Consider the following 22,894-nt stretch of genomic DNA (forward strand, 5'->3'; position numbering starts at 1 on the left):
GGCGAGTTGATATGGCTTCGAAATACCTGACCCCTGAACAGGACGGCATCATCCGGCGTTGGGAGCGCTGGAACCGGAATTACTTCATTGCGGCCTTCCTGGCGCTGACCGTCATCCTGGTCTTCAGCAGCCAGCTGGGTCTGTCCAGCGGCAACAGCTGGGGCCCACTGGGCGTTTTGATTGCCCTGATCATCATCCCCATCATCGTGCTCCAGCTCAAGCTGGCCTGCCCCGCCTGCGGCCACAAGATCGGCTGGCAGGCCAAACTGATGGCGCCGGACCAGTGCAGTACCTGCGGGACGTTTTTGCGGGCTAAAGAGTCCGTCCAACGGTAAGAACCGCAATTTTCTTCAATACCCAGCGCAGGACCCCGGGCACACTTCAAGCTCCTGATCCAACGAGAGCCTGATCCATGAGCCTGTCTGTCATTCTCCCCATGTCCGCCTTTGCGCTGGTTGCCTCCATCTCCCCCGGCCCAGTGAATCTGGTGTGCCTGAGCAGCGGTACCCGGTATCCGGTGTATCAGGGCCTGGTGTTCGTTACCGGTGCCACACTGGGCTTCATCGCGCTGTTTGTCGCGGTTGGCCTTGGCCTGCATTCGCTGTTGGCGTATGCCCCCGAGTTTGAACGCTGGCTAAGTTGGGCGGGCATCGCCTTCCTGCTGTACCTGAGCTATCGGCTGGCGACCGCCGATGGCCGCCTCGCCGATGACGAAGCGCGCCCGGCACCCGGCTTCCTCACCGGCGCCCTGATGCAGTGGCTGAACCCGAAGGCCTGGCTGGCATCGGTGGCCGGTATCGGGGCGTTCACCGACGGGGGCGACACGGCCCTGCTGTGGCTGTTTGCCGGTCTCTATCTGCCCATCTGCTGGTTGTCACTGGCGGGTTGGGTGTACGTGGGCGTAGGCCTTCGCCGGTTGGTGCAGCAACCGGGCATTCTGCGGGCCTTTAACCGTTGCCTGGCGTTGTTACTTGCCGGCAGTTGCGTTTTCCTGCTGCTGGACTGAGGGTTGCCGGTATTGGTTAGGGGTGGCGGCAACCAGCCGTTTGAAGGTTCGCTGAAAATGCGCCTGGTCGGCAAAGCCGGCATTCAGGGCGGCTTCCGCAATACTGGTGCCGCGCTTCAGATCGTTCTGCCCGTGCTGAATGCGGCGGTTGATCAGGTAAGCGTGGGGCGTTAAGCCGTAGGCCTGTCGAAAGGCCCGTACCAGGTGCCCGGGGCTGTAGCCGCTCATGGCGCACAGGTCATCCAGGGAAATCTCGTCCGTACAGTGGTTGTCGAGATGAGCGGCCACCGCCGCCAGCGTGCCGGATGGCGGCTTCACCGCTTCCGCGGGTTGGCCGGCCAACGTCTGCATCAGGTCCAGAAGATACTCCGCCACCCGGCTCTGTTTTTCCAGCAGGTCCCGCCCGGGGTCCAGCAGGCTCTCGGCCATGGCGCAATAGCCCTGGTACTGCTCCGGATCGGTGATCACGGCCGTCTCGATATCCTGCCAGTCGCAGGTCTCCAGCAGGCCGGCTTCAAACCTCAACCGGGTCAGCCAGCTGGTATCCACATACAGCATCAGATACGCCCAGGGCTGGTTATCAATCGGATTGCAGGCGTGCGGCCATTCCGGATTCATCAACACCAGCGCGCCCTCGCCCACGTGATACTGGTCGTTGCGGTAGAGAAACGTACTTTCGCCGGCGGTAATCGCCCCGATTGACCAGTGCCGGTGCGTATGGAGGGCATAACAAACCTCGCGCCCATCCGCGACTTTGCGCAATTCCACATGGGGCATGCGGGCATCGCGCCAGAAAACGGGGGTGCTAGGGTTGGTCATGGTGTTGCCTCAGAACGGGTCTGCCGGGCCAGTGCGCTTGGCAATAGACTAGCAGAAGCTCAGCTCTCCAGCTGCGCTCCGTTATCCAATACCTCCTTGGCGCTGCATGACAAAAGCGGGGTTGAGGCGCTGTAGAGTCAGCAGCCTTCTAACATGTCCTCGAAGAACGCCAGGCTAAACCGCCGGTTGGAGCGCCAGCGCAAACCGGTCGGCTTGAGCCATTTGTTAAGCTTTCTTCCACTTAAACCTAATTCTGTGGTGATGCACTGTGTGAGGCAGCAAACCATCAAACTGTAAGCGACCAGTCACGACTCCAGGAAAAATCCCAATTTTTTTTGAAAAGCTCTCAATAGAACTCGCAGAAAAATCATGTTTGCTCAAAAACTCATTGTACTCCTTTGCAGGAATTAATGTCTTTTGAGCAAAAAGATCCGCCTCTTTCTCTTGTTTAAGATATTGCGGGTCGCTTTGGCCATTTTCTAGAAATGTTGCTCTTTTATCGTGCAACAAAATATGCCCTATTTCATGCATTAAACTGAACCAGAAAATGTCGGACCAACTACCCCTAAGAGACATCATTATTACTGCTTTCTTTTTATCTACCCAAAAGGTTGCACCCGTTGTGTAGGTCTTAGGAAAATGAGGGATCAAGACTAAAGCAACACCACAACTTGCCAATAGCTTCCCAAGATTTTCAATTAGGATATTGGGGTCAGTCTCAAAGGTAAGACTTTTGATATCAGATAAGCAGTCATTTAGTCTCTCGGCATTAAAGTCTTTTGTATTTTTACCGGATGCCACAATGTGGCCAGCTCTCAACCACGCAGCAAGGGCTTCATGAGACATGCTGTCCTTTTCAACCTGCCTAAATGCGGGTGAATACTCTTTTACTTCACCTATATTAAAAAGCGAAGAAACACCAAAAAATCTTCTGAGCTCTTTGACCTTACAGATTGTATTTCTGGTTTTCTCAACTAAGCCCAACTTGGAGAGCTCCAAATATGGATAGGACGAAGCAACCTCCACCTCACCTTCAGCCTTTTGTTCGTCTACTTTTTTAGCAAGAACCAATCGATAACTGGCTTCCAAGTTGCTCCAGAAATACGCGGGCACACCTACTACTTGCTCTAGCTGTAGTGCGGTCTCTGGTGTAATCGCTTTTTCACCTTTCAATATCTCGTTGATAGCTTGAGGGGGACGCCCCATTCGACGGGCTAATTCCGCCTGACTGACGCCCATCTCTTCAAGCACTTCCTCCAGATACTCTCCCGGTGGTATAGCTAAATCTGACATATGTGCTTGTTCAGTCATCATAGTGCTTACTCACTTCTTCAATCATCGCAATGTTCAAGCAGTCGCCATCAACAGTGAATATCAACCTGTAAAATCCCGTGAGCTTGACCGCGTATTGACCCTGGCGCTTTCCCTTAAGGGGGTGGCACCTCAGGCCTGGCAACCCCATAAGATCATCAAGGTTCGCCACCGATTTGATGATTTCGATACGCTGGATGTATTTTCGAGCGACCTGATCGCCGAATTCTTTAACTGCGTGTTTCTGCTGCTTAAAGCACTTTTCTAGCTTTTTCTTGCGAAACTCGACTTTCAAAATCGGTGTACCCTAAGTGTAGACAAATTCGGAGGAGAATCGTTCACCCTTGGGGTGAAGAGTATACGCGATGAAAATACTCGGGTCGACTGGCTTAGGGAGTGGTGAGAACAGAGGCGAGCTTAACGCTTTTGTTCAGCGGCCCTTTCGTAGCGAAGGGAGGGAAAAAGGGCGCCCGGTGGAGGGCCGTTCGGCCCGGAACGTACTGCAACTATTTGTGAGGCTTTACTTTTTTTGCCAAGTTTAAAACGCCCACACTTTTAACGTCAGACTCTTTCTTGGCCCAGCCCAAGTAATAATTTCCGCCATTTGAAATTGACTTGAAGGCCTTCAAGCCTCCTGAGGGCAGCGCTTCAACTTGTAAGCCAGAATCAAAACATGAAAGTAAAATAACGGAGTTCTTAGGTGACGGCCTTACGTTCCAAAACCGGCTATCCGACATGAACGAGAGAGCTACACCGTTAAGTGGCGCACCGATGGCCATATAGTTGTCTATTGCGCCATTTATCTTGGTAGCACCAGAGGGAGCCTCTTTCAAGGTAGCATCAGGCGAGTAACCCGCCAGCGGATTCCGGGAATTAATCTCAGTCACCAATAACGACCAATTCTTAGTCCGGAACACTAGACATGGCAGTTGTTTGATATAGAAGACAGTGCCTTTAGTCCTCATCCCTTCCGCGTAATCTGTCGCTGACTCCATAGTCGTGTGCATACATCCGTTGGAATAACGCGTGATCCAGGTACTGTGCCATGCGTTTCGACCCGTGTGCACATAGTATATAATCCCCGACGAAATATCGGTGATGGGGCTTTCTCTATACTTTTGGGCTGATGCTTGATCTAGTCTCATAAATGCCTAACGCCTCAAACAAAGGCGCCAGCTTTGCTGGCGTCCTGCTGGCTTGACTTGTTAGCAGGCTGTTGCACCGAAGTTTCAAACTCTATTGATAATTCTGGCTCTGCTGACAATAAAGCAATGCCAGAATAAACGGCAAAAACTATTGGTATGACCAGCTCAACTACTAGCCGAATGAAAAATGTTGGCTTAGTTTTGAAGTTTAGAAACTTCAAATGCCCTTCATATTTGTTTGCGCCTATGGTGCCAAATATTTTAATTTCATTATTTTTCTCCGCCTGCTTTAGTTCCTCTAGCTCCTTGGATGCGAGAACAACTTGCCAAGCGGTAAGTTCAGAGTACACATAAACGATAAAACTAATTGCAAAGTAAGCAATTGCCGCTGCCAATAAGGTCATTAGGGCCTGCTGATTTGCCGACGTAAACTCAACACCGAAAGCTGATATTTTTGAAGGTACGAGGCCAACTTTAGTAAAAACCACACCTACGACAGATGCCGCCATCAAATTCCTTCGGACTTTTCTTGTTGTCTCGTTTAGCGGCTCTCTAAGCCTATCCGAAAAATGGTTTGAATTACTCACAATCTATCCTTGCCTGCTACCGCTTGCAGCATTCGCGCCCACGAAATGGAGCCGTAGGCGCAATGTAGTGTGTGTCGCCGTGCCTGCACTTGTTAGGCATCGGCTGAACCGTACCTTTGACTGAACAATGCAATTTTCGCGAAACGTTGCTCATCAGAGGGTGCGTAAAACATTCGGACAAACCGCTCGCACGCTACACTCATCCGATACTCATCTGGCTCGAACAGCTCCCCTTCAACTTCCCGGATGTGGCTGATTAACTCACGCCCTCTTGCTGTTAACGGAGCTAGGAACGAAGGCAACATCTGCCTTTCGTTCCAATCTATGAGGTAGTCAGAATAATCCACTTGAACCAAATTCTGCGCTATTAAAAAGCGAACATAGCGATTCAAAAACTCGTGCGTTTCAAACCCTACCCCCACTCCAAACGACGAGTGTGCAGCCGCTAAATTGTATTCGGCCAGATCAATCGGAATCTGCATGTCAAAGAATGAATGGCGGCACAAATTGGTCAACGAATGAACAAATATTTCAAAGAAGCTCACTGGAAACGATGCATCGGAGAAAACTGTTTCCACCATTTCCTTAAGCAATTCAGGCATTTCAAGGAATGCACCCGGATCTACAGAAGGAAGCTGAAACAGGTCCTCTTTCGAAGCATTTTTAAGATTATTTCGCTTAAAAACTGGAACGTAATTGTAAGTGCGCTCCCGTTCCGGAATTGATAAGTAGTAACGTGCATCAGAGAAATAGACCATATCCGACTCCGGATCGTGCAACATAACCACAACCGGCAACGGAAAAGTTTCCCAATAATTCTTATGCGACTCCTTCGGGTAAAAGGCAAAGTGATCGCCTTTGTCATTCAGGTATGACTTCCCGGACTTGGCTTGCACCGCGATTAAGCTACCCAAAGCGCGGTCTCCCGAGACAAGTTCGATCTGCGCATCAATACCAACATCAGAGTTTGGGGTTTCTCGAAAGATCAAACCGAGCGCTGTTACTTGAGCAGCGATCGCAAATACACCGGCACGCTCCGTAAAATCCGTTGGCTTAAATTTTGGAAATTCCATATCAATAAGTGTCTAGCGCTATCAGCCTGGGGGGGCTGCGAAATGTAGGCGAAACCTCAGTGTGGTAGGCGTCACTGTACTTATTGGGCGATTCTTGGCTTACCGTGATGTCGTCGCCCTTGCTCAATATGTAATTAGCATTGAATAGCGCCGCCACAAGGCCAGATATCAAAACCAGCACTGCTAGATATTTAGATACTCTGTAATTCCATTCACCTGCTTTTACTCGCTTCCACTGATGTTTTAGAAGTGGCTTGCTAGTCTCTCGTAGTGGCTCACAAGCAGATCTCGCCTCAGCCAGTTCATTTTTATGGTAATGCTCCCGGGTCTTGTAAAGAGCAGATAGAAAGGCATCGTTTAGCTCCTTGCCTTTCTTTCGTTTCTCTATGTCGTTAATGCGAAAAATTATGTCATTGTATAACTCATTGACCTTTGCGTATATTTTTTCCACATCCCTAGCCATTTCGAACTTGTCTCGTTTTTCTTCTGGACGGGATGCATAGTGAATATATAACGTGGATAGGTAGCTAAGCGATGAGATATAACAGGAAATCGAATCTCTGAGCAAGTTTATCCAGTCCTGCCTGAACTCAGATATTTTGTTTTCTTTAGAGGCCACTAAGTTGGTGAACGCAAAATAGCCAGCGATCAATGCCGAAAACATTGCTCCCAGCAAAATTATCGCTTTTTCCTCAAACATTTCACCCAAACCTTCTTTCTACTTTTTGCCTAACAGGTGGTATTAGGCGGCACGCAACTTTCTGGCAAAAAATTGACTACTTCGTTAATACGGCCAATCGCTCTCACCACTCACCACCAACAAATCGATAAAACAACAGCTTAGCCCAGCCCACCACTCTCCGCCATCCAATCATTTGATTTCCATGTTTTACTCCCGCGTCCTTGCCTCTGGTCAGCTTTTATCCCCAAAAAAACCTTTGACCTATGAGTTGCTCACAGGTTTTACGCTATCCTCAGTAATACATCAGAAGCAGTCCGTGTTTGGCGTATCCAAACACCCGTTCAACCTTGAATCAGGGGTATGAGCCATGAGAGTCAAACAGTTAGCGGAAGCGGCGGCGGTCAATCCAGACACCGTGCGTTTCTATACCCGGGAAGGGCTGCTGAACCCCAGCCGTAATCCGGAGAACAATTACCAGCAGTACGGCACCGACGACCTGCGCCGGCTGCGCTTTGCCCGCAAGGCCCGGCAGCTGGGTTTTTCGTTGCCGGAGATCCGGGCCATTCTCGATCAGGCCGACGATCACCACTCGCCCTGCCCGATGGTGCGCGAGGTGTTTGAGCAGCGACTGGCCGAGGTTGAGCGGGAGATCACCGAACTCCAGCAACTGCGCGAGCGCATGAAAGGCGCGCTTTCGGCCTGGCGGGATATGCCCGATGGCACCCCGGACGGCCACACCATCTGCCGCCTGATTGAACATTGGGACGATGGGTCGACCGTGAACGGACATGAGGAGTGAAGACCGATGACTGAGACAACGGCATTGAAAACCGCCCTGTCCATTTCCGGCGCCTCGTGCCAGGGCTGCGCCAAGAAGATTCGGGCCGCCCTGGAACCACTGACCGGAAATCCGGACCTGGTGGAGGTGAATCTGGAGGAACAGACCGTCGCGCTGCCAGACGACATCGATCTGGACGACGCGGCCCGCCGGGTGACCGAGGCGGGTTATCCGGCCGAGCCGGTTTCCGGGAAGACCGAATCCAGCTGCTGCAGCGTGGAACAAAAGCCGGCGCCGGAACCGGAGGCCCCGGAGGAAGCGGCCAACCAGGGTGATCACGCCCACGAAAGCGCGGATGCGGCGAACGATGGGGCCGGTCAGATTGCCCTGTCGGTGTCTGGCGCCACCTGCGCCTCGTGTGTGAACACCATTGAGAAGGCGCTGAAATCGGTGCCGGGTATCACCCATGCCCACATGAACCTGGCCGACAACACGGCCACCGCCACCGGCCAGGCCGATCCGAAAGCGCTGGTTAAGGCGGTCGAAAGCGCCGGCTACGGTGCCAGCGTGATCGAGAACGAAGACGAGGCCGACGAGCGCAAGCAGGCGCAGGATAAGAAGACCTACCGCAGCCTGTTGATCAAGATGGCGGTGAGCCTGTCCCTGGGTCTGGGCCTGATGGTCTGGGGCATGGGTTTCGGCACCATGATGGTGACCGAAGCCAACCAGGGGATCTGGCTGGTACTGGGTGCGATTACCCTGGTGGTGATGGCGGCCACCGGCGGTCATTTCTACACCGGCGCCTGGAAAGCCTTCCGGCACCACAACGCCAACATGGACACCCTGATCGCGCTGGGTACCGGTACCGCCTGGCTGTATTCCATCGTGGTGGCCAGCATACCGGGCGCGCTCCCCGAAATGGCCCGGCACGTCTACTTCGAGGCGTCCGCCATGATCATCGGCCTGATCAACCTGGGGCAGGCCCTGGAGCTGCGTGCCAAGGGCAAGACTTCGGAAGCGGTGCGGCGGCTGCTGGACCTGCGCGCCAAGACGGCCCGGGTGATTCGCGATGGCGAGGAACGAGATATTCCGGTGGAAGAGGTCCGCAAGGGCGACCGGATCCGGGTGCGCCCCGGCGAGAAGCTGCCGGTGGATGGCGAGATTGCCGAGGGTTCCACCCGCATCGACGAAAGCATGCTCACCGGTGAACCCATGCCGGTGAGCAAGGGCGAAGGCGATGAGGTCTCCGCCGGCACCCTGAATACCCACGGTTCCATCATCTACACGGCCACACGGGTCGGCAGTGAAACCGCGCTGGCCCAGATCATCCAGCTGGTGAAGAAGGCCCAGGGCTCCAAGCCCGCCATTGGCCGGCTGGCCGATAAGATTTCCTCGGTGTTCGTACCCACGGTGATGCTGATTGCCGTGGTGGCGGCCCTGGTCTGGTACAACGTAGGCCCGGAGCCGGCTGTGGTCCATATGATGGTGGCAGCCACCACGGTGCTGATCATCGCCTGCCCCTGTGCCCTGGGCCTGGCGACGCCGATGTCGGTGATGGTGGGCGTTGGCAAGGCCGCGGAATACGGCGCTCTGATTCGCCAGGGCGATGCGTTGCAGACCGCCGGCAAGCTGGATCTGGTGATCCTGGATAAGACCGGCACCATCACCGAGGGCCACCCGGCGGTCACCCGGATGCACGCCACCGATGGCGATGAACAGAAGCTGTTGGCCATTGCCGCCGGGCTCGAGCAGCACTCCGAGCATCCGTTGGCCGAAGCGGTGGTGGCGCGCGCCAAGGACGATGGCGTGACCCTTGAATCCGTTAGTAACTTCGAGGCCCTCAACGGCAAGGGCGTGCGGGGCGATTACAACGGCCAGCCCGTTCGCCTGGGCAACCGCCGCTGGCTGGAAAACGAAGGCCTGGAAGTGTCGGGGCTGGACGACGTCGCCCGGGACATCACCGATCAGGCCGGCACCCCGCTGTTCGTTGCCCTGGGCGACTCGGTGCTGGGGGTTATCGGCGTGGCCGATGCCATCAAGCCCGACTCCGAGGCGGCGATTGCGCGCCTGCACGAGGCCGGTATCAAGGTCATGATGGTCACCGGTGACATCGATGCCACCGCCAAGGCGATTGCCGCCCGGGCCGGCATTGACGACTACCGCGCCGAGGTCCTGCCGGAAGACAAGGCCGAGGTGGTCAGCGCCATGCGCGGCAAGGGCTACACCGTGGCCATGGTGGGTGACGGCATCAACGATGCCCCGGCCCTGGCCGCCGCCGACGTCGGATTTGCCATCGGCACCGGCACGGACGTGGCCATCGAAAGTGCGTCCATTACCCTCATGCGGGGCTCCCTGCATGGCGTGCCGGACGCCATCCAGATCTCCCGGGCGACCGTAAAGAACATTCATCAGAACCTGTTCGGTGCCTTTATCTACAACAGTCTCGGTATTCCGATTGCCGCGGGGCTGCTGTACCCGGTCTGGGGCATTCTGATGAGCCCGATCCTGGCGGGCGCGGCCATGTCGCTGTCGTCGGTCACCGTGGTCACCAACGCCAACCGTTTGCGTTGGTTCAAGACCGGACAGGATGCCCGGCGGGAAGCACCGAAGACTGATCACGATCAACAAGAGGTGCGGAACTGATGACTACTCTATTGGTCAACGCTGGAGGTGTGGCGCTCATGGCCGCCATCGTATGGTGGTTCTGGCTGTCTCCCTCAACCGGCGACGCGTCCGGACACGACCACAACCACCACTAGCCATTATCTGAGCGAGGATGTAGTAATGAAGAAACAGGCTCTTGGATTTGCCCTGACGGCCGCACTGGGCTTCAGTACACCGCTGCTGGCCGCCGGCGCCGCCCAGAACATTCACGTGTACAAGTCGCCCACCTGTGGCTGCTGCACCGATTGGGTCAAGCACCTGGAAGCGAACGGCTTTGAGGTGGAGGTTACGGAGACCCAGAACCTGAACCCGGTCAAGATCGACGCCGGACTGACGCCGGCCCTGGCCAGCTGCCACACCGCGTTTATCGGTGACTACGTCATCGAGGGGCACGTGCCGGCGGACGACATCCATCGCCTGATTGCCGAGGCACCGCAAGCCAAGGGCCTGAGCGTACCGGGCATGCCGGTGGGCTCTCCCGGCATGGAGATGGGGGACCGCAAGGATCACTACCAGGTCCTGATGTTCAACGACAAGGGCCAGACCCGGGTGTTCTCGGAATACAACTAAGGGAAGGAAAACCGGGGCCAATGGACTGGCCCCGGTGATAGGCCTCTATCAGTAGAGGTAAGGCGCCAGCGCCAGTTCCAGGCGGGCCTGGGCGGCGTAGAGGTTGGAGGCCGGAACGGCCGGTTTTTCCGGCGGAACGGCGGTCGGCCAGGCAGTCTGGAGCTCGTCCAGCGCCTTGTTGGCATCACGCCAGGCTTCCTTGTTCTGCTTCTTGAGCTCTTTCTGGTGGCTATCCAGGTACTCACGGGCCGCCAGCACAAAGCCCCGGCCGTCCTGGTATTCGTGAACCGCCACAAAGCGATCGCCATCCAGCGCTTCTTCATACTCCAGTGCCGCCTGCTTGGTCAGTGACAGGACGACCTTGGAGACGTTCGCTGCGCTCAGGCCCTTGTTGCCGTCGGCGGCGCTCACGGCCTGCTCGGTCGCAACCCAGGCGGCCTGGAATTCCTTGTTGATGTCGCCCCAGTTTTCAACGCTTCCGGCTTTTTCAGCCAGCGTTTCCAGGCGCTCACCCAGATCGTTCTGACCGCGGTGCTTCAGGCCTTCTTCGGCCATCGGGTAGACCTCAACCCAGGGGTGGGTCAGGTGCGGCCGACCCTCGGACGCTTCACCGGATTTGATCAGCTCGCGCGCGGCCAGCATGTGGCCCTGCATCATCTGGAGCATGGCAACGTAGGCCCCATCGGAGTCAACGGCGGACACGGCACTGCCGCTTTCGCCACCTTCGCCGCCTTCTCCTCCTTCTCCGCCTTCGCCACCTTCACCACCGGCAGCAAAGTAACTGAACGCAGCACCGGCTTCGCCGCCATGGCTTTCGCCACCTTCTCCACCGTGGCCTTCACCACCTTCACCGCCGTGATGCTCACCGGCCTCGCCGCCATGATGTTCGCCGCCTTCTCCACCGTGGCCTTCACCACCTTCGCCACCGTGATGTTCGCCGCCCTCACCACCGTGGTGCTTGCCGGCTTCACCGCCATGATGCTCACCGCCTTCGCCGCCGTGGTGTTCACCACCCTCGCCGCCGTGGGCGCCGGATGTCATCATCTCGTCGTGATGGTCTTTGTTGTGATCATCAGCGACGGCACCGGAACTGGCCAGCAGGGTTGCCATACCGATTCCGGTCCACAGTTTGAGTTTCTGGTTTTGCATTCGGGTCTCCTCAATAAGACCGCCGCCGGAAACGCACGGACAGCGGGAAGATTGATGGTTCATTCATGGTGGTGCATGATGATTCAATCAGGGCGTTGATTGCAAATTATTCGTATTAACAATTGGAGACTGCATGATTCTGTGTATTGGTGAGGTTCTGGCCGCCGAACAACTTGAGCGCGTGCGCTCGGCGCTGGACAACGGCCGTTTTGAGGACGGCCGTAAGACCGCAGGCTGGCATGCCCGTCTGGTCAAGAACAACGAACAGATGCAGGTGGCCGACGAGACCGCCCAGGCCTTGCGGGCGGAAGTGGAAAAGGCCCTCACCGGGCATCCGGTTTTCCAGATGGCGGTTCGGCCGGCGAAGATGACCCCCATCCTGTTCAGCCGGTACCGGGACGGCATGACCTATGGCAACCACGTGGATGACCCGGTGATGGGCCGCGGGCCAGGCCGGCTGCGGACCGACATCTCCTTTACCCTGTTCCTGGACGATCCGGACAGCTACGACGGCGGCGAGCTGGTCACCGACACCACCGCCGGGGAACAGTCCTACAAACTCCCCGCCGGCTCCGTGGTGATCTATCCCTCCTCCACCCTGCATCGGGTGGAACCGGTCACCCGCGGCCAGCGCAGGGTGGCCATCGGCTGGATCCAGAGCACCATCCGGGACCCGGCCCAGCGGGAGGTGCTGTTCGATCTCGACACCGCGCGCCGGCAGCTGTTTGAGCGGGAAGGCAAGACCGCCGAGTTCGACCTGCTCACCAAGTCGCTGGCCAATCTCCAGCGTTTCTGGACCGAAATCTAGTTTGGGAAGTCCGCTATCTGACGCATGGCCCCATAACCGTTATACTCCGCCCCAACATTCATTATTCCCAGCCAGGTTCATTCATGCTCAATGCCGACGCTCTCAGCCAGTTGCGCCAGCTGAAATCCGACATCGAAGAAAACAAGGTGGTCTATCCCGGCACCGTCAAGGCCACGAACGGCCGATTCGGGTTCGTCGCCCTGGATGAGGGACGGGACGTGTTCCTGCCGCCCGAGGAGATGCAAAAAGTCCTGCCCGGCGACCGGGTGAACGTGACCGAACAGGAAGTGGACAAGGGCAAGACCCAGGGTGTCGTGGACGAACTGCTGGAAACCCGGCTGACCACCTTTGTCGGCCGATACCTGGTCAAGGGCAAGGGCCATTTCGTGGTGCCGGAAACACCGGGCATCAACCGCTGGATTTTCATTCCGCCGAAAGAGCGCATGAACGCCCAGCCCGACGATTACATCTATTGCGAGATCCACAAGCATCCGATCAAGGACGGCAAGGGCCAGGCCCGGATACTGAGGGTGATCGGCAAGGCCGGTGAACCGGGCATTGAACGCTCGCTCACCCTGGCAACCTTCGATCTGACGGACACCTGGCCGGAACCGGTCCAGGCCCAGGCCGACAGCCTGGATGAGCAAGCGATTGAAGCGCGGGAAACCGAGCGGCAGGATCGCACCGCGCAGCCCTATGTGACCATCGACAGCCCGGGCACCCAGGACATGGACGATGCGCTGCTGGCTGAGCCGAACGCCACCGGCTGGACCCTGTCGATCGCCATTGCCGACCCGACCTCACTGATCGAACCCGGAAGCCCGGCCGAACAGGAAGCCTTCAATCGTGCCACGGCGATCTACTTTCCGGGCGAACCACTGCCCATGCTCCCGGACAGCCTGAGCACTCGCCTGTGCTCACTGATGCCCGACGTCAACCGGCTGGCGCTGGTGTGTGACCTGCAGGTCAACAACGACGGCAGCCTGGGGGACTACAGCTTCCACCAGGCGGTCATCCGGTCCCAGCGCAAGCTCAGCTACGAGCTGGTGGCCAACCTGATCGAAGGCCGTGAAGACGACGACATCAAGGCACTGCCCGACGCCGTGGCCAACAGCCTGGATCAGCTGCATCAGGTGGCGATCGCTCTGCGCAAGTGGCGCAGCGAGCATGCCCTGCTCAGTGGGGACCGGCCCGAGTTCCGGCTCCGTCTGGATGAAAACAAGCGCATCCGCCTGATCGAACCCTCGGTCCAGAACGAGGCCCATCGCCTGGTCGAGGAATGCATGGTGGCCGCCAACCGCTGCGCGGCGGATTTCCTGGCTCGCCAGGCCTCGGGCCTGTTCATCCAGCATCCGGGGCTGCGGGACGACCGCATCGACAACATCCGTGCGCTGCTGGAAAGCCACGCCCCGCACCTGTCCGAGGTCGACGCCAACAGCGCGCACGGCTTCCGCGAGCTGATGAAACACACGGAAGAGCTCGACGCCGAGGTGCCGGTCAAGGCGATCATCTCCCGCCAGCTGGCCCGTGCGGAACTGGGCTTCAAGGCCGCGCCCCACCAGGGCATGGGACTGGACGCCTACACCACCTTCACGTCACCACTGCGGAAGTTCTCCGATTTCTATGTGCACCGCCTGATCAAAGCCGCGCTCTGGGATACCCCGATGAACGCCCTCACTGAGGAACAGCTGGAGCGCCTGCAGCAGGCCCAGATCCGGGCTCGCCAGGCGGCCAACAGCCTGGAAGCCTGGCTGAAAAGCGACTTTGCCAAGACCCTGGGCGACGACGTCATGACTGGCGTCATCAGCCGCACGGTGCCGGCCGGCTTCTTCGTCCGCCTGGACACCAACGGTCTGGAAGGCTTTGTCAGCTGCAAGGATCTGGACGGCAAATACGGCTTTGATCCGGTGACCCTGCGCCTGATTCACAACAAGAACGGTCGGATTTTCCAGATCGAGCAGCCGGTGAAAGTCAGTTTTGCCGGGGTCGACGAGGAACGCCGCCAGATCAACTTCAAGCTGGTGGAGGCGGAGGAAATCCCGGCCACCGGCAAGCCGGCCAGCGCCGGTTGAAAAACCGTCAGGGCAGGCGCATCGTAATCAGAGAAGAACATCCTTTGAGGGAGGTGCGCCATGCCCATCACGCCTAACGAATTTCTGAAGAAGTACGGTTTCGACAAGGACGACGAGGAACGGGACCACAGCCTTCGGCACAATGCCATGGAGCATGCCAGGCACCTGCGCCGGCCCCACGCCGGCACGCCCCATGACTGGGAAGAGTGGGAGCGCTACAAGCGCGAACACCCGGATGAAGTGGAGGAGGACGAGGACAGCAAGGAATAAGCCCTCTTTCCGGTGCTGTCAGCCCAACATCCGCTGCAGGCGTTCGTCCTTGGCCCGCCACTGAGCGGCCAGCCAGTCTTTCACATTCTTGCGGTGTTCCGCGTCCGTTGAATAGTCCCGCCCCTTGAGGTGCTCGGGGATCTCTACGGTGTGGATCTCCATCTTGATCTCCTGCACACGGCCGCAGATGAAGTCCCAGAACGTCGGCGCACCGCCGGGGTAGGCGATGGTGACATCCACCAGGGTCTGGATGGAATCGCCCATGGCATCCAGCACAAACGCCACACCACCGGCCTTCGGCGTGAGCAGGTGGGTGTAGGGAGATTTCTGCTTGTCGTGCTTGGCCTGGGTGAACCGGGTGCCTTCGACGAAGTTCATGACGCTGACCGGCGTATAACGGAATTTCTCGCAGGCAATGCGGGTGGCCTTGAGGTCCTCGCCACGCTTTTCCGGATGCTTGATCAGATACTCGCGGGTGTAGCGTTTCATGAAGGGGAAATCCAGCCCCCACCAGGCCAGGCCGATCACCGGTACCCAGATCAGCTGCTGTTTCAGGAAAAACTTCAGAAACGGTGCCCGGCGGTTAAACACCCGTTGCATTGCCAGAATATCCACCCAGCTCTGGTGGTTACTGAGCACCAGATACCAGCTTTCCCGCTTCAGGTGCTCGGCGCCTTTCACATCCCATTCGGTGCCGTGAGTCAGTTTCATCCAACCGACATTACAGGCCACCCAGGCCTCGGCAATGGCAATGATCACCCGGGTGCAGAGCACCCGAAAACCCTTGATCGGGACAATCAGTTTAAGGATCGCCGGGATGTACAGCAGAATGCACCAGAACAGGGTGTTGATGCCGAGCAGGATGGAATTGAGGACACCAATAACGGGAGCGGGAAGGAAACTGAGCATACGATTCCTGTTGTGGTTGTTTTGCCGAAATGGGTGGCAATGATAACAACCACCGAACCTCTTGGGCAGTGGCCGAAAGTGACCACTTTGCCAACCCGGTTGGACGGATCTGCCATAGCCGGATTCCGCCCCATGGCTTATTGTTGCCCCAACTTCCCGTTCGTCAACAATGCCGGGCCCGCAATCTATGGACATGCCAATGCCTAACCTACTCAAATCCGTCGCCGACCGGGCATCGGGCCTGACCCGGCAGACCGCGCTTTACGCCGGCAACGCTTTCGACCGGGTCTTTCGCGCGGCCAGTCTCGTTCAGGCCGGACAGACCCCGTTTGAAACCCTCCACAGCGACGGCCTGGTCAGCCTGCGCTATTACCCGCCGCTGGCCGAGGATTTCATCGAACTGGACGACACCGTGATTCCGGTCGAACGCCAGAACCACCGCACGCCCGTCGTCATCATTCCGCCGCTGGCCGTGAACATGCTCATCTACGACCTGTTCCCCCAGCGCAGCCTGGTTCGCTTCCTGCGTGCCAAAGGCTTCGAGGTCTACCTCATCGACTGGGGCGTACCGACCCGGGCCCACAGCCACTACAACCTTCACACCTACGTCGCCGAGTTTTTGCCGGCCTATCTGAACCGGGTTCGTGAGCACAGTGGCGAACAGGAACTGTCCCTGCATGGCTGGAGCCTGGGTGGCATGTTCACCCTGTTCTACTCGGCCCTGAGCAACGACCAGCACGTCCGTAACGCCATCGTCCTGGGCTCGCCCATCGACAGCCACGCCTCCGGCATCCTCGGGCTGCTGAACCAGCGCATGGCCGACGTCGCCGACTTCGTCCGCAACCGCACTGGGTTCCGGATCCACGATCTCAAGCCCCACTGGTTCCACACCCCCGGATGGGCCAACACCATCGGCTTCAAACTGACCAACCCCATCGCCAGCGTGATGAGCTACTGGGAACTGGTGGTGCGCCTGGGCGACCGGGAATTCGTCACCAACCACGCCACCACCTCGGCGTTTCTCGACCGGATGGTTGCCTACCCCGGCGGCATCATCCAGGACACCGTGGTGCGCGTCTGGATCGACAACCAGCTTTCCAAAGGCGACATCCAGATCGGCGACGACATCGCCCGGCTCGAGAATGTAAACGCCAACTTGCTCGCCATCGCCGGCAGCGAAGACACCATGGTCACCCCCGGCGCCGCCAAACGGGTGATGGACCACGTCAGCTCCGGGGACAAAACCTTCCGGGTGGTGCCGGGTGGTCACATGGGCATTCTGGCCGGAAGCAAGGCACCGAAGGAAAGCTGGCTGGAGCTGGCCGACTGGTTGGCCGAGCGGTCGGATTAATAGAAGGGTGCCCCAGCTAGAGGTTCGCAAGGGCCTCTGGCAATTCAGACAGGGAGCCGATCACCGCCGAAGGCTCAATCCCCCAGTCCTCCAGCACCTTCTGCGAGTCCCGCCGAACCCAGACCGCCAGCAACCCCGCAGCCCGGGCCCCGATCACATCCCAGGCATTACTGGACACCAGGCACAACGGTTCGTCCCAGGCGCCAGTCGCCCGACGGGCGTAGGCATAGACGGCAGGATCGGGTTTGAACGTCTTCAGGTCATCCACCGACACCAGCCCCTCGAACTGGTCAAGCAGGCCGTTGTGCCCCAGCACTTTCTCCAACGCCGGATACGTGCCATTGGAGAAGGCAAACAGAGGATAATTGCCCTTCAGCGCCTTCAGGGCGGGCAGGGAATCGTCAAAGGCGGGCAGCGACAAATAGGCCGTCAGCAACTCGTTCTCACGCTGGTCTGACAACGGCAACTTGTGGGTTGCCATGGCAAACCGAAGCGCCTGCCGGGTGCACACACCAAAATCCTCGTAGACCTTCATCAAGCCCTTTCGGAACGAGAACTCCAGCTGTTTCTCCCGCCATAGGGCCGCCACCGCCCCGGCTTGGTCACCGGCATCCTGCCTGAGTAATTCCGACATCCCCATGGGATCCACCAGGGTGCCGTACACATCGAACGCCAGTCGCATGGTCATCGTGTTCGTTCTCCTGTTTGCCTGGACAATGGCTCAACCCTATCAAATCTTTCGGTTACCTGCCCCGCACCGTTCCGGAGCGCCCGGCTCTGAGGTAGACTGCCATTCATGAACCCCATCGATACATTCAATCTGGACATCCGAGCCCTCGGAACCTTCATCGCCGTGCTCGACGAGGGCAGCGTGTCCCGCGCGGCGGTCAAACTGGGGGTCAGTCAGTCCGCGGTCAGCCACACCCTGGACCGATTACGGCAGGCCCTGGGCGACCCCCTGTTCGTGAAATCCGGACGCGGCATCACCCCCACCCGCTATGCCCTGCAGGCCGGACCGCACATTCGGCAGATCCTGGATGACCTGCATTCGCTGGCGTCCGGCCCGCCCTTTTCGCCGGAAACCGCCGAGTTCACCTTCACCATCGCCGCCAACGACTATCAGCGGGATCTTCTGCTGCCGCCCCTGGCCAAGGCGCTGCGCCGGGAATCCCCGGGTATTCGGCTGCAGGTGATTCCGTCCGGCATCCCCAATGCCGACATGCTGCGCAAGGACGTCTGCGACCTGATCCTGTCGCCCCATGCCCCGGAGGCGACCGACATCATGCAGCGGGGCCTGATGGCCGATCGCATGGTGGTGTTCTACGACCCGACCCAACGCGAGGCTCCGAAGGACCTGGCGGACTACCTCAAGGCCGACCACATCGCCCTGCTGTTCGCCACCGGCGAAAAACCCAGCCTGGAAATCTCCCTGTCGGCCCGCGGCCTGACCCGGCGGAACCTGGTAACCGTCTCCAACTTCTCCGGCCTGCCCGAATTCCTGCGTGGCACCGATATGCTGGCCACCGCGCCCGAACTGATGAGCAAGCACTTACTCCGGGAATTCGCCTGGACACCCCTGCCGTTCGACTTCAAACCCTTCACCCTACTGATGCTATGGCACCGCCGGAATCAGAATGACCCCGCCCACCGCTGGCTGCGGAATCACGTGAACGCCGTGGCGGCGACCATGAACGGTCTTAACCCATAATCAATCGATATTGTTCATATATTGTATGAACCTTGCGGCCGTTATTTTCTGAGGTCAGACCCTCTAGACTCCTTTCCATAGTTTGAACGCCTGCTGGGATAAATGCCTTCCAAAACTGTGCGGAGCCAAGGATGGCGGAGCTCAAGCGCCACAGGGATGTGCCGCCAGGAGCGGGTTTTGGAAGGCATTTATCCCAACGGGCCTCCTCCACTCTCAGGAAATAAGATGCTCACGCTAACCAGCGCCTGGACAACCATTCTGCTCGCCGCCGCCGTGGCGCTCGGGCCGCTCGCCACCGACATGTATCTGCCGGCGCTGCCGCAGATCGGCAGTGATTTTGGTACCGGCACCGATCAGGTCCAGCTGACACTCAGCCTCTATATGGTGGGCTTTGCCCTTGCCCAGCTCATCTGTGGCCCCCTGGCCGACCGCTTTGGCCGCAAGCCGATCATGATCGGCGGCTTCGTGCTGTTCGCAATCGCCAGCATTGGCTGTGCTCTTGCCACGAGCATCGAAACCCTGATGCTGTGCCGCTTCCTGCAGGCCCTGGGCGGTTCGGCCGGCCCGGTTCTGGGCCGCGCCGCAATCCGGGACATTTACACCCCCCGTGAAGCCGCCAAAATCCTCGCGATCCTCGCCAGCATCATGGCGTTGGCACCGGCCATCGCTCCAACCATCGGCGGCGTCCTGGTTGCCAGCCTGGGCTGGTCCTCCATTTTCCTGGTTCTCGGTGGCTACGCTCTGGTCATGGCCCTCGTGGTCGCCTTCGGGATTCCCGAGCCGATGCGTCCGGACTATCGCCAACCGCTCAGATTGTGCAGCCTGCTGCGTAACTATCGCCGCATTGGCACCGACATCAGCTTTCTCGGGTACACCCTGACCAACGCGCTGATTTTCTCGGGCCTGTTCGCGTTTCTGTCGGGTTCGTCGTTCGTGCTGATCGACTTCCTGGGCGTGGCACCCGAACACTTTGGGCTGTTCTTCGCCTGCATGGTGGCCGGCTACATCACCGGCAACCTGTCAGCGATTCGCCTGGGCAGCAGACTGCTTCCGGATCAGATCCTGGTACGGGGGCTGGTAATCGCCGTGGCCGGCGGCGGCCTGATGGCAGGGCTGGCACTGGGCGGGATATACAACGTCTGGGCGGTCATCCTGCCGCAAACCCTGTTCATGGTTGGCACCGGCATGGTGTTGCCCCAGACCATGGCCGGGGCCATGGCCAACTTCCCGCGCATGGCGGGCTCGGCATCGGCCCTGTTCGGCTTCGCCCAGATGGCCGTTGCCGCCGGCGCCGGCATGCTGGTGGGGCACCTGCACGACGGTACCTCACTGGTGATGGCCGTGGTTATTGCCGTCTGCGCCTGTGCCGCCCTCGCCAGCTACCTGCTGCTGGTCCAGCGCCATCCGGCGCCGGGCTTCGAACCCCAGAGTGCCTCCGCGCAATAAACGCCGGCCAGAGAACCGATCGGGTGCAAGATAGTCCAAACTGGACTACAAAGAGTAAATTGAATAACTCTGATTCCACGCACCCGATAACTAAGGAAAGATCATGAGTAACGTAAATCTCGACGGCAACCCCATCGAACTGAGCGGCAGCTTCCCGAAACCGGGGGATAACGCGCCGCCCTTCACCCTCACCAACAGTGGTCTGGAAGAGGTCAAGCTTGACCAATGGGCGGGCAAGCGCAAGATTCTCAACATCATTCCGAGCATCGACACCGGTGTGTGCGCCGCCTCCACCCGCAAGTTCAATGAAAAGGCCGGCAGCCTCGAAAACACGGTCGTACTGGTGGTCTCTGCCGACCTGCCCTTCGCCGCCGCACGCTTCTGTGGCGCCGAAGGCCTGAAGAACGTGATCACCCTGTCGACCTTCCGCAACTACAGTTTCCAGCAGGACTACGGCGTCGCCATCCAGGACGGTCCGTTGGCAGGCCTGTGTGCCCGCGCGGTGGTTGTTCTGGATGAGGATGACAAGGTCATGTACAGCCAACTGGTCGATGAGATCAAGGATGAGCCGGATTACGAGGCCGCACTGAAGGCGCTTTGATCCCATCGAATAACCCGGGGCAGGAGACCGACACAGGTCTCCTGCGTGCACCTTGATACAGACCTGTTAGAATCCCTTCCCCTATTTCAAACCAAGGCCGCACCCTCATCCCGTGAGCACTCCACCCGAGAACGCCAGCCTATCCCGCCAGCTCTATACCATGACCTGGCCCATGCTGTTTGGCGTGCTCTCGCTGATGACTTTCCAGTTGGCCGACAGCGCCTTCATCGGCCAACTGGGCCGGGATCCCCTGGCCGCGCTCGGTTTCACCCTGCCCATGCAACAACTCATCATCGGGCTTCAGGTAGGCCTGGGCATTGCTACCACCGCGATCATCTCCCGCACCCTGGGCCAGGGCGACGAACTCCGCGCCTTCCGCCTGGGCGGACTGGTCATTACCGTGGGCGGCAGTCTGGTTTTTTTGCTCTGCCTTGGCCTGTGGTTGCTGCAGAGCCGGATCATGACCGCCTTAGGTGCCGAAGACTCGCTGCTGCCCATGATCCGGAGCTACTGGCTGCCCTGGCTGATTGCGGCCTGGACCGGCGCCACCCTTTACTTCGGCTACAGTGTCTGCCGCTCCCACGGCGACACCAAACTGCCGGGCTACATGATGGTCGCCACCAGCCTGCTCAACATTGCCCTGGATCCGTTGTACATCTTTGTCTTCGACTGGGGCCTGCCAGGCGCCGCCTGGGCGACGGTCACGTCCTTTACCCTGGGCTGCCTGGTGATCTACCCCAAGCTACTGAAACGCCACTGGGCCCGGTTCGATCTGGGCCAGCTTGCCCTCGGCCCTGCACTGAAACAGCTCAATGGCATCATGGCGCCCGCCATGGTCAGCCAGCTGATGCCGCCGGCTTCGGCCATGCTGGCGACCGCCATGGTCGCCGGTTTCGGGTCGGCCGCGGTGGCCGCCTGGGGCCTCGGGACGCGTCTGGAATTCTTCTCGATCGTCGTGGTGCTGGCGCTGACCATGTCGATGCCACCGATGGTCGGCCGGCTGCTCGGCGCCGGAGACATCGAGCAGATCCGGAAGCTGGTGCGCATCGCAGTCCGGTTCGTGGTCGGCTGGCAGCTGGCGATCGGTCTGACCTGGCTGGCCGCCTCGGGGCTGGTATCGGAATTGTTTACCCGTGATGCCGAGGTTCAGGACATCCTGGCCGGCTATCTGCTGCGGGTGCCACTCAGTTACAGCGGTCTGGGGGTGTGCATGCTGATGGTCTCAGTGTGCAACGCCCTGGGCCTGGCCATGCGGGCGTTGCTGGTATCCACCCTGCGGCTGTTCCTCTGCTTTCTGCCGCTGCTCTGGCTCGGCAGCCAGATCAATGGCATCTATGGTCTGATGAGCGGCGCCCTGGTGGGTAACCTGTTCGCCGGCGCCATGGCCTACAGCTTCTATCGCGCCGGTATGAACAAACTGCGTGCCGCGCCGGCGTCAACCGAAGCGTGAGCGGAAGCTCTCCGGCATGGGCGCCACTTCCTTGCGTTGGTAGTTGAAAAACACAAACCCGTACTTGGCCAGCGCCACCGGCTGGCCGCTCTCGGCCTTGGTGACCCGGAACACGAAGTCTCCGCCGTACTTGTTGAAATCCATGAGTCCGACTTCAAAGCGGAGCATTTCCGGAAAGAAGGATTCCGACTGATACATGGTGGCCAGATCGGTCACGATGATGCCCACGCCGTCGTGACCGGCTTCCTGAATGCCGTAGTTCACGAGGAACTGGGCCCGCGCCTCCGACAACATGGAAATCAGCGCGTCATTGCCCAGGTGGTTGGCTCCGTTGATGTCGGTGATGCGCACCGGCATGTTGGTTTCGAAATAGAAGACGTCATCCGGAAAAGCGAGTTTGATGCGGGCCACGTTGGGTACCTGTCTGGCTGGGGATTCGTTTGGCAGGGCGCATAATACGCCTTTGGCGTGGTCTGTTCATCTTGCGGTGAATTC

At 58.7% G+C, this 22,894-nt stretch carries 24 protein-coding genes; 13 read left to right on the forward strand and 11 right to left on the reverse strand.

Annotation, left to right across the window (positions count from 1 at the left end; translation table 11 throughout):
• Positions 1-11: 11 nt before the first annotated feature.
• Together KZO34_RS09415 and KZO34_RS09420 are read left to right on the forward strand one after the other, a co-directional pair.
• On the forward strand, positions 12-335 hold the full coding sequence (locus KZO34_RS09415) for a hypothetical protein (protein WP_219475973.1): 324 nt from the start codon (positions 12-14) through the stop codon (positions 333-335).
• Positions 336-418: 83 nt separating this feature from the next.
• Entirely contained in the window at positions 419-1,006 is a 588-nt protein-coding gene (locus tag KZO34_RS09420; RefSeq protein WP_257900372.1) for a LysE family translocator, read from the forward strand.
• Here KZO34_RS09420 and KZO34_RS09425 read toward each other — a convergent pair.
• The 7 genes from KZO34_RS09425 to KZO34_RS09455 form a co-directional block, all read right to left on the reverse strand.
• Positions 968-1,825 (reverse strand): AraC family transcriptional regulator, encoded by an 858-nt coding sequence (locus tag KZO34_RS09425; RefSeq protein ID WP_219475975.1) that lies wholly within the window; start codon positions 1,823-1,825, stop codon positions 968-970. The genes KZO34_RS09420 and KZO34_RS09425 overlap by 39 nt on opposite strands.
• A 225-nt stretch (positions 1,826-2,050) precedes the next feature.
• Positions 2,051-3,139: a HigA family addiction module antitoxin gene (locus KZO34_RS09430; protein WP_219475976.1), complete on the reverse strand. Its 1,089-nt coding sequence runs from the start codon at positions 3,137-3,139 to the stop codon at positions 2,051-2,053.
• Positions 3,129-3,431, reverse strand: a complete 303-nt coding sequence (locus tag KZO34_RS09435; protein WP_219475977.1) for a type II toxin-antitoxin system RelE/ParE family toxin — start codon at positions 3,429-3,431, stop codon at positions 3,129-3,131. Before KZO34_RS09435 ends, KZO34_RS09430 begins: the two co-directional genes overlap by 11 nt.
• A 211-nt stretch (positions 3,432-3,642) precedes the next feature.
• Positions 3,643-4,023, reverse strand: coding sequence for a hypothetical protein (locus tag KZO34_RS09440; RefSeq protein WP_219475978.1), 381 nt, complete (start codon positions 4,021-4,023; stop codon positions 3,643-3,645).
• A 272-nt stretch (positions 4,024-4,295) separates the two neighbouring features.
• Positions 4,296-4,790 (reverse strand): hypothetical protein, encoded by a 495-nt coding sequence (locus tag KZO34_RS09445; RefSeq protein WP_219475979.1) that lies wholly within the window; start codon positions 4,788-4,790, stop codon positions 4,296-4,298.
• A 170-nt stretch (positions 4,791-4,960) separates the two neighbouring features.
• Positions 4,961-5,941, reverse strand: a complete 981-nt coding sequence (locus KZO34_RS09450; protein WP_219475980.1) for a DUF4365 domain-containing protein — start codon at positions 5,939-5,941, stop codon at positions 4,961-4,963.
• 1 nt (position 5,942) lies between these two features.
• Positions 5,943-6,641 (reverse strand): hypothetical protein, encoded by a 699-nt coding sequence (locus KZO34_RS09455; RefSeq protein ID WP_219475983.1) that lies wholly within the window; start codon positions 6,639-6,641, stop codon positions 5,943-5,945.
• A 349-nt stretch (positions 6,642-6,990) separates the two neighbouring features.
• On the opposite strand from KZO34_RS09455, the gene KZO34_RS09460 reads away from it, so the two are divergent.
• From KZO34_RS09460 to KZO34_RS09470, 3 genes are all read left to right on the forward strand, one after another.
• Positions 6,991-7,422: a MerR family transcriptional regulator gene (locus KZO34_RS09460; RefSeq protein WP_219475985.1), complete on the forward strand. Its 432-nt coding sequence runs from the start codon at positions 6,991-6,993 to the stop codon at positions 7,420-7,422.
• A 6-nt stretch (positions 7,423-7,428) separates the two neighbouring features.
• Positions 7,429-10,044 carry a heavy metal translocating P-type ATPase gene (locus tag KZO34_RS09465; RefSeq protein ID WP_219475987.1) on the forward strand — a complete coding sequence of 872 codons (2,616 nt, stop codon included), beginning with the start codon at positions 7,429-7,431 and terminating at the stop codon, positions 10,042-10,044.
• 141 nt (positions 10,045-10,185) lie between these two features.
• Entirely contained in the window at positions 10,186-10,635 is a 450-nt protein-coding gene (locus KZO34_RS09470; RefSeq protein WP_219475990.1) for a DUF411 domain-containing protein, read from the forward strand.
• Positions 10,636-10,683: 48 nt separating this feature from the next.
• Here KZO34_RS09470 and KZO34_RS09475 read toward each other — a convergent pair whose 3' ends face one another.
• Positions 10,684-11,784, reverse strand: a complete 1,101-nt coding sequence (locus KZO34_RS09475; protein ID WP_219475993.1) for a hypothetical protein — start codon at positions 11,782-11,784, stop codon at positions 10,684-10,686.
• A gap of 133 nt (positions 11,785-11,917) precedes the next feature.
• On the opposite strand from KZO34_RS09475, the gene KZO34_RS09480 reads away from it, so the two are divergent.
• The 3 genes from KZO34_RS09480 (at position 11,918) to KZO34_RS09490 (ending at position 14,934) form a co-directional block, all read left to right on the forward strand.
• Complete coding sequence (locus KZO34_RS09480) at positions 11,918-12,592, forward strand: Fe2+-dependent dioxygenase (protein ID WP_219475994.1); 675 nt, start codon at positions 11,918-11,920, stop codon at positions 12,590-12,592.
• A gap of 83 nt (positions 12,593-12,675) precedes the next feature.
• Positions 12,676-14,664, forward strand: a complete 1,989-nt coding sequence (locus tag KZO34_RS09485) for a ribonuclease R family protein (protein WP_219475996.1) — start codon at positions 12,676-12,678, stop codon at positions 14,662-14,664.
• 60 nt (positions 14,665-14,724) lie between these two features.
• Positions 14,725-14,934 carry a hypothetical protein gene (locus KZO34_RS09490; protein WP_219475998.1) on the forward strand — a complete coding sequence of 70 codons (210 nt, stop codon included), beginning with the start codon at positions 14,725-14,727 and terminating at the stop codon, positions 14,932-14,934.
• 18 nt (positions 14,935-14,952) lie between these two features.
• Here KZO34_RS09490 and KZO34_RS09495 read toward each other — a convergent pair whose 3' ends face one another.
• The gene (locus KZO34_RS09495) at positions 14,953-15,843 is read right to left on the reverse strand and encodes an acyltransferase (RefSeq protein ID WP_219476000.1); all 891 of its coding nucleotides are present in this window, start codon (positions 15,841-15,843) and stop codon (positions 14,953-14,955) included.
• 199 nt (positions 15,844-16,042) lie between these two features.
• On the opposite strand from KZO34_RS09495, the gene KZO34_RS09500 reads away from it, so the two are divergent.
• Positions 16,043-17,194 (forward strand): alpha/beta fold hydrolase, encoded by a 1,152-nt coding sequence (locus tag KZO34_RS09500; RefSeq protein ID WP_219476002.1) that lies wholly within the window; start codon positions 16,043-16,045, stop codon positions 17,192-17,194.
• Between the two features lie 16 nt (positions 17,195-17,210).
• On the opposite strand, the gene KZO34_RS09505 is transcribed toward KZO34_RS09500, so the two are convergent.
• Entirely contained in the window at positions 17,211-17,882 is a 672-nt protein-coding gene (locus KZO34_RS09505) for a haloacid dehalogenase type II (RefSeq protein ID WP_219476003.1), read from the reverse strand.
• A gap of 108 nt (positions 17,883-17,990) precedes the next feature.
• Between KZO34_RS09505 and KZO34_RS09510 the strand changes: the two genes are divergently transcribed.
• The 4 genes from KZO34_RS09510 to KZO34_RS09525 all read left to right on the forward strand — a co-directional run bounded on the left by KZO34_RS09510 (position 17,991) and on the right by KZO34_RS09525 (position 22,399).
• Positions 17,991-18,902 carry a LysR family transcriptional regulator gene (locus tag KZO34_RS09510; protein WP_219476004.1) on the forward strand — a complete coding sequence of 304 codons (912 nt, stop codon included), beginning with the start codon at positions 17,991-17,993 and terminating at the stop codon, positions 18,900-18,902.
• A gap of 225 nt (positions 18,903-19,127) precedes the next feature.
• Positions 19,128-20,348, forward strand: a complete 1,221-nt coding sequence (locus KZO34_RS09515) for a multidrug effflux MFS transporter (RefSeq protein WP_219476005.1) — start codon at positions 19,128-19,130, stop codon at positions 20,346-20,348.
• 103 nt (positions 20,349-20,451) lie between these two features.
• Positions 20,452-20,949, forward strand: coding sequence for a thiol peroxidase (tpx, locus tag KZO34_RS09520; protein WP_219476006.1), 498 nt, complete (start codon positions 20,452-20,454; stop codon positions 20,947-20,949).
• Positions 20,950-21,109: 160 nt separating this feature from the next.
• Positions 21,110-22,399, forward strand: a complete 1,290-nt coding sequence (locus KZO34_RS09525; protein WP_219477267.1) for an MATE family efflux transporter — start codon at positions 21,110-21,112, stop codon at positions 22,397-22,399.
• On the opposite strand, the gene KZO34_RS09530 is transcribed toward KZO34_RS09525, so the two are convergent.
• Positions 22,385-22,810: a thioesterase family protein gene (locus KZO34_RS09530; protein ID WP_219476007.1), complete on the reverse strand. Its 426-nt coding sequence runs from the start codon at positions 22,808-22,810 to the stop codon at positions 22,385-22,387. The two genes, KZO34_RS09525 and KZO34_RS09530, sit on opposite strands and share 15 nt — an antisense overlap.
• Between the last annotated feature and the right edge of the window lie 84 nt (positions 22,811-22,894).

Origin of the sequence: Marinobacter sp. F4206, assembly GCF_019392195.1 — a bacterium.
In the GTDB taxonomy this organism is placed as follows: Bacteria; Pseudomonadota; Gammaproteobacteria; order Pseudomonadales; family Oleiphilaceae; genus Marinobacter.